The sequence below is a fragment of the Achromobacter colocynthidis genome, assembly GCF_057334535.1.
Genome location: NZ_JBHFIZ010000035.1, coordinates 573,988 through 580,022 on the forward strand (window position 1 = coordinate 573,988; position 6,035 = coordinate 580,022).

Sequence of the window (6,035 nt, forward strand, 5' to 3'; positions counted from 1 at the left end):
TGGCCGACGTTCTCTATACTGGCGTGACATACTCTTACGCTGCACCGGCCACCCACGGAACCCCGACATGATCGCAAGGCACGCACTGCTTACCATCGCCCTGGCACTGCTCGGGGCCGCCGCCTGCGTGCCGTCGGTGCAGGCGGCTCCGCCCGATGTCTTGTGGACCCCGCTAGACCCCCAATCCATGCCCGGCGTGTTCTATGACAGCGCGTCAATTGCGCGCCTAACCGAAAAGCCCATGGTCATGACCGTGACGGTCGCATGGTTTTATGCACAGCACCGGGTGTCTGAAACCACGGGCCAAAGCTATGGATCGGTTGCGCAGCCCATCACCTTGAACTGCACCGCCGATACCTATACGGTCACTGAAACCCGGCACTACGCCGGCAACAACGCCACCGGCGCCTTGGTGGAATCCATTCCAGTGGCGGGCATACACAATGCCCCCGTCGCGCGGGACCCCGTTCAGCGCAAGCTGCGCGCCGTGGTCTGCCCCGCGCCGGGTAAGAACGCCAGAAAATAAGCCCGGTCAGACTTGCGCCAGCGCCTGCTCCAGGTCGGCGATCAGGTCATCAATGTGCTCAATGCCGATCGACAAGCGCACGGTCTCTTCGCGCACACCGGCCTTTTGCAGCTCTTCCGGATTCAGTTGGCGGTGCGTGGTGGACGCCGGGTGCGTCGCCAGCGACTTCGAATCCCCAATGTTGACCAGGCGTGTGAACAGTTGCAGCGCATCCTGGAAGCGCGCGCCGGCATCGCGGCCGCCCTTCACGCCAAAGGTGAACAAGCCCGGCACCTTGCCGCCCAGGTACTTCTGCGCCAGGGCGTGATCGGGGTGGTCCGGCAGGCCGGCGTAGTTTACCCATTCCACCTTCGGGTGTTCGCGCAGGAAGTTCGCGACCTTCACCGCGTTTTCAACAATGCGGTCCACGCGCAGCGCCAGCGTTTCGATGCCTTGCAGAATCTGGAACGAGTTGAACGGTGAAATCGCCGCGCCCGTATTGCGCAGCGGCACGACGCGCGCACGGCCAATGTAGGCGGCCGCGCCGAAGGCTTCGGTGTAGACCACGCCGTGGTAGCTGATGTCCGGCTCGTTCAGGCGCTTGAAGCGGGCCTTGTGCTCGGCCCACGGGAACTTGCCCGAATCAATGATGGCGCCGCCCAGGCTGGTGCCGTGTCCGCCCAGGTACTTGGTCAGCGACTGCACCACGATGTCCGCGCCGTGCTCAATGGGGCGCAGCAGGTACGGCGACGGCACGGTGTTGTCCACGATCAGCGGCAGGCCGTGGCGGTGCGCCAGGTCGGCCAGCGCGGCGATGTCGGTGATGTTGCCCAGTGGGTTGCCGACCGATTCCGCGAAGATGGCCTTGGTGCGGTCGTCGATCTGCGCTTCGAAGGCGGCCAGGTCGCTGGGGTTGGCAAAGCGCGTGGTGATGCCGTATTGCGGCAGCGTGTGCGCGAACAGGTTGTAGGTGCCGCCGTACAGCGTGCTGGACGACACGATGTTGTCGCCCGCTTCGGCGATGGTCATGATGGCGTAGGTGACGGCCGACTGGCCCGAGGCCAGCGCCAGCGCCGCAATACCGCCTTCCAGGGCCGCCACGCGCTGCTCCAGCACGTCGGTCGTGGGGTTCATGATGCGGGTATAGATGTTGCCCGGCACCTTCAGGTCGAACAGGTCCGCGCCATGCTGCGTGTCGTCAAACGCGTAGGCCACGGTCTGGTAGATGGGCACCGCGACGGCGCGCGTCGTCGGATCCGGGCGGTAGCCGCCATGCACGGCCACGGTTTCCAAACGCCAATTGGGTTTCTTCGGTTCAGTCATTTGTCTCTCCAGAAAGTGCGGTGATGGCGGGGTTGGTGTGGATCACCTGCCCCGCCTGTTATTGAATTCAAGGTTTCAACCCGCGCGCGAATCCAGCGGCGTGCGGTTCAGAAAACGATCAAACGCGCTTAGATAGGCCACTTCCACCGCCGTCAGCTTGCGCTGCTTGTGCCAGGTCAGGAACACATCGATCTCGGCGACCGACTCGGCGGGTGGCAGCCGGCGCAGGTCGCCGCCCATCACGTCCTGGCGGATCAGATGCTCCGGCAGAAAGCTCAAGCCGATGCCCGCCACCACCATGCGGCGTATCTCTTCAATGTTCGGCGACGTGCCCACGATGCGCCCCGTAAACCCCTGCTGATCGCGAAAGATCGTCAAGGGCGACAGCGTATCGCCAATCTGGTCGCTGGCGAAGCATACAAAGTTCTGGTCCATCAGGTCTTCTAGGCTGACGCGCGGCTTTGAAAACAGCGGGTGATGGCGGCCGCAAACAACGGCGTAGTGGTGCCGCAGGAACAGCCGGCGCTCCAGCGCGTCGACCGGCTTGCGGCACAGGCAGATGCCCAAGGCGGGCACGCGCTTGGCCAGCGCGTCCAGAATGGCGGCGCTGGGCAGCACGTCTACATGGAATTCAATCTTGGGATAGCGCCGATGAAACTGCGCCAGGAAGTCGTCGTAGGCGGGGCTTTGCACCTTGCTCATCACCAGCAACCGCAAGGTGCCGGCAATTTCGGCCCGGTCCTGCGTGGCGGCGTTTTCAATGCGCGCCATCGTGCCGTACATGTCGCGGGCGATGGCGTAGATTTCGTCGCCCAGGCCCGTCAGGCGGAATTCGCCGTTGCGCCGGTGCAGCAGCAGGCCGCCCACTGCGTCTTCAAGGCGTTTCAGCGCCTGGCTGACCGCCGGCTGGCTCAGGTGCAGCGCTTGCGCCGCGCGACCCACGCCGCGCTCTTGCACGACGAACATGAACGTGCGCAGCAGGTTCCAGTCCATGCGTTCAGGGGCAAGCGGCAGCGACGGCGGAGTGCGGACAGGCGTTTCGGGCATGGCGTGGCGGACGGGGTCGAAAAAAAAGGCCGGGTGGAATCCACGCCGGCCCGGCCGATGCCCGACGCTTCAAACGCCGGCCAGCCCCGCGAAGAAGCGCGACGCGTTGGATTCCAATCCGTCGATATAGTAGCCGCCTTCCTGCACGATCAGCGTCGGCAGGCGCAGGCCGCCCACCTCGCGACCCAGCCGCTCGAAGCCGTCTTCGGTCACGCTGACCATGGCTTGCGGGTCCTTCTCGAAAATATCGAATCCCAAGGACAGCACCAGCGCATCGGGCTGAAACAGTTCAATGGCGCGGCGCGCTTGCGCAAGGCGGTCAAAGAACACGGATTCCGGCGAGCCATGCGGCATGGGCAGGTTGATGTTGTAGCCGTAGCCCTCGCCCGCGCCGCGCTCGTCTTCAAAACCGGCAACCACCGGGTAGAAGTTTTCGGGGTCGCCGTGGATCGACACGTACAGCACATCGCTGCGTTCGTAGAAAATTTCCTGGATGCCCTGGCCGTGGTGCATGTCGGTGTCCAGGATGGCCACGCGCGGAAACTTGGACGTCAAGCGCTGCGCGGCAATGGCGGCGTTGTTCAGGTAGCAGAAGCCGCCGGCCGCGTCGCGCCGGGCGTGGTGGCCGGGCGGGCGGCAGATGGCGTAGGCGTGCGGGTCGCCGGCCAGCAAGGCGTCGGCGCCGGACACCGCGCACTGCGCCGACCAATAGGCCGACTGCCAGGTTTGCGGCCCGACCGGGCAACTGCCGTCGGCCAGATAGCGCCCCGCCTTGGCCAGCACGCCCCGCAAGGCGTTGGGTTCGCGCACGAAGACGTTCGACACCACTTCACCGCCCCAATCGCCCGGCAGCTTCATCCAGTCTTCATGGGCGCTTTGCAGAAAGCGCAGGTAGTCCAGGCTGTGTACGGCCGAGATGGCGCCCGCGCCATTGTCTTCAGGCGCCTGCACGTCAAAGCCCAGTTTGCGAGCCGCCTGCACCAAACCATCCAGACGCGCCGGCACTTCCTGCGGGGTGCGCATCTTGCCGCGTGAAAAATAGGTCTGCGGATGATGCAGCTTCTGCTCGTCGTGAAAAAAAGCCTTCATGCTTGCTGATCCTTCAGGTGAAGTTGCTCGGTGCGCTGGCCGGCATTGCCCAGCAGCAAAACGGAAACCAGGGAAAGCAACGAAATCGCCGAGAACAGCAGCGCCAACGGCCACCACTGCCCCTTGAAATTCTCGGCCAGCACCGTGCCCAGCAAGGGCGTCAGGCCGCCGAAGATGGCGCCCGACAACTGGTAGGCCATCGAGATGCCGGTGTAGCGGATGGCCGTGGGAAAGCTGTCGCTGACATAGCCCGCGATAACGGCGTAGTAGGCGCCCATGAAGAGTACCGCCACGCCGACCCCCAGCGTAATACTGGTAAGCGAGCCCTGGTCGACCAGGTTAAACATGGCGTAGGGCGTGAAGATCGACGCGAAGGCCATGACGCCCAGAAAGCGCAGGTTGCCCACGCGGCTGGCGATGTAGGCCGACAGCGGCGTAATGAAAAACTGCATGATCGACACGAGCAGCAGGCAGTCCAGGATCACCGCCCGGTCCAAGCCCACGTACTGCGTGGTGTAGGCGATCATGAAGGTATTGGTGAAATAGAAGCCCGCAATGCCCAACACGTTGGCGCCGACCGCCAGCGCCAGCAGGCCCGGCGCGCCGCGCAGCACCTGGGCAAGCGGGGTCTGGGCGGGCTTATGCGGCCGCGACCCGGTGGCGGATTTGGCGCGCGTGGCTTGCGCCGCCTGCTCGGCCACGAAATCGGGCGATTCGTTGACGCTCAGGCGGATCACGAAACCCACCACCAGCAGCACGGCCGAAAACAGGAACGGCACGCGCCAGCCCCAGCTCAGAAAGGCCTCGTCGTCCAGACCCGTCACCAGCTTGAACATCAGCATCGACAGGATCAAACCCGCCGGGCTGCCCAGTTGCGCGAAAGACGCAAAGAACGTGCGCTTGGCTTTGTCCGGCGAATGTTCACCCGCCATCAGCACCGCGCCACCCCACTCGCCTCCCACCGCGATGCCTTGCACGATACGCAGCAGGATCAGCAGCACGGGCGCCCACACGCCAATCGATGCGTGGGTGGGCAACAGGCCGATCAGCACGGTTACCGTGCCCATCATCACCAAGGTGATCACCAGCGATTTCTTGCGGCCGATCTTGTCGCCGATATGGCCGAAGATGGCGCCGCCCAAGGGCCGCGCAAAAAAGCCCACCGCAAACGTGCCGAAGGCGGCAAGCGTTCCGTAAAAGCCCGAGGCCGACGGGAAGAACAACTTGCCGAACACCAGCGCGGCCGCGGTGGCGTAAATGTAGAAGTCGTACCACTCGATCATGGTGCCGACAAAAGCGGCGGTAGACGCACGCACCGGCTGGTGCCCCGTCGCAGGTTTTCCCCTCATGCTTGTCTCTCTTAAGGTGGTTGAGGCTAATCAGCCAGTCGTTATAGCCCCGGCCCCACCATAAGAAAAATTCTTATTTCTTATCTTCCAGATTACCTTTTCTAATGAGGGGAAAACCCTTAGCCAGGCTTACTGCATGATGGTCTGGCCGTCGGGCGCCACCTTGCGCACCACGTAGCCCATCGGCACCCAGCGGTTCTTGCTAGCCACCATCGATACCGTCTCGGTGGCAGGCATGTTGCGGAACTGGGTGCTGAAGATGACGTTCACATATTGCCCTTGCGGCAGGTCGGCGGGGTCCGACACGCGCACCACCTGCAACCATTCGCGTCCGGCGTTGCGGCCCACCTCGGCGCGTACCTGGCCCAGATAATCCGACCAGCCCTGCTTGTCGATGCGCTGTTTCATGATGTCGCTGCTGGCGCCCCACATCTTGTCCGTGGAACCGGAATCCGACATCGACGCCCATTGCTTGGCCGCTGTCACGGCGCTGTCCAGCGACGGGTCCGCCAGTGCTGGCGCGGCGAACAGCATGGCGCCGCACAAAAGGCCGGCGCGCGCGCCACGGGAGATCAGAGTCGTGGGGTTGCATAAGTCCTCGCTATGTATAGGTAGCACTGCAAGTAGCACTTCAAGTAGCACCGCAAAAATCACAGCAAAAAATCACTGCGGGAAAAATCACTGCACGGGCACAATGCACCGGCCCGCCGGCACCAAGCCTG

The 6,035-nt window shown here is 63.7% G+C and carries 6 protein-coding genes; 1 reads left to right on the forward strand and 5 read right to left on the reverse strand.

From position 1 onward, the window contains the following. Positions 1–67 precede the first annotated feature (67 nt). Complete coding sequence (locus ACE04A_RS18310; RefSeq protein ID WP_448718994.1) at positions 68–526, forward strand: surface-adhesin E family protein; 459 nt, start codon at positions 68–70, stop codon at positions 524–526. A gap of 6 nt (positions 527–532) precedes the next feature. On the opposite strand, the gene ACE04A_RS18315 is transcribed toward ACE04A_RS18310, so the two are convergent. From ACE04A_RS18315 to ACE04A_RS18335, 5 genes are all read right to left on the reverse strand, one after another. Continuing rightward, positions 533–1,828, reverse strand: a complete 1,296-nt coding sequence (locus ACE04A_RS18315) for an O-acetylhomoserine aminocarboxypropyltransferase/cysteine synthase family protein (RefSeq protein WP_279997307.1) — start codon at positions 1,826–1,828, stop codon at positions 533–535. A 75-nt stretch (positions 1,829–1,903) separates the two neighbouring features. After that, positions 1,904–2,875 (reverse strand): LysR family transcriptional regulator, encoded by a 972-nt coding sequence (locus ACE04A_RS18320; RefSeq protein ID WP_100855571.1) that lies wholly within the window; start codon positions 2,873–2,875, stop codon positions 1,904–1,906. 69 nt (positions 2,876–2,944) lie between these two features. Next, entirely contained in the window at positions 2,945–3,964 is a 1,020-nt protein-coding gene (locus tag ACE04A_RS18325) for a histone deacetylase family protein (RefSeq protein WP_259247139.1), read from the reverse strand. After that, on the reverse strand, positions 3,961–5,313 hold the full coding sequence (locus ACE04A_RS18330) for an MFS transporter (RefSeq protein WP_448718996.1): 1,353 nt from the start codon (positions 5,311–5,313) through the stop codon (positions 3,961–3,963). Before ACE04A_RS18330 ends, ACE04A_RS18325 begins: the two co-directional genes overlap by 4 nt. 129 nt (positions 5,314–5,442) lie before the next feature. Continuing rightward, a complete protein-coding gene (locus tag ACE04A_RS18335; protein WP_485820377.1) occupies positions 5,443–5,847 on the reverse strand; it encodes a DUF4019 domain-containing protein in 405 nt (134 codons plus the stop codon). Positions 5,848–6,035: the final 188 nt, after the last annotated feature.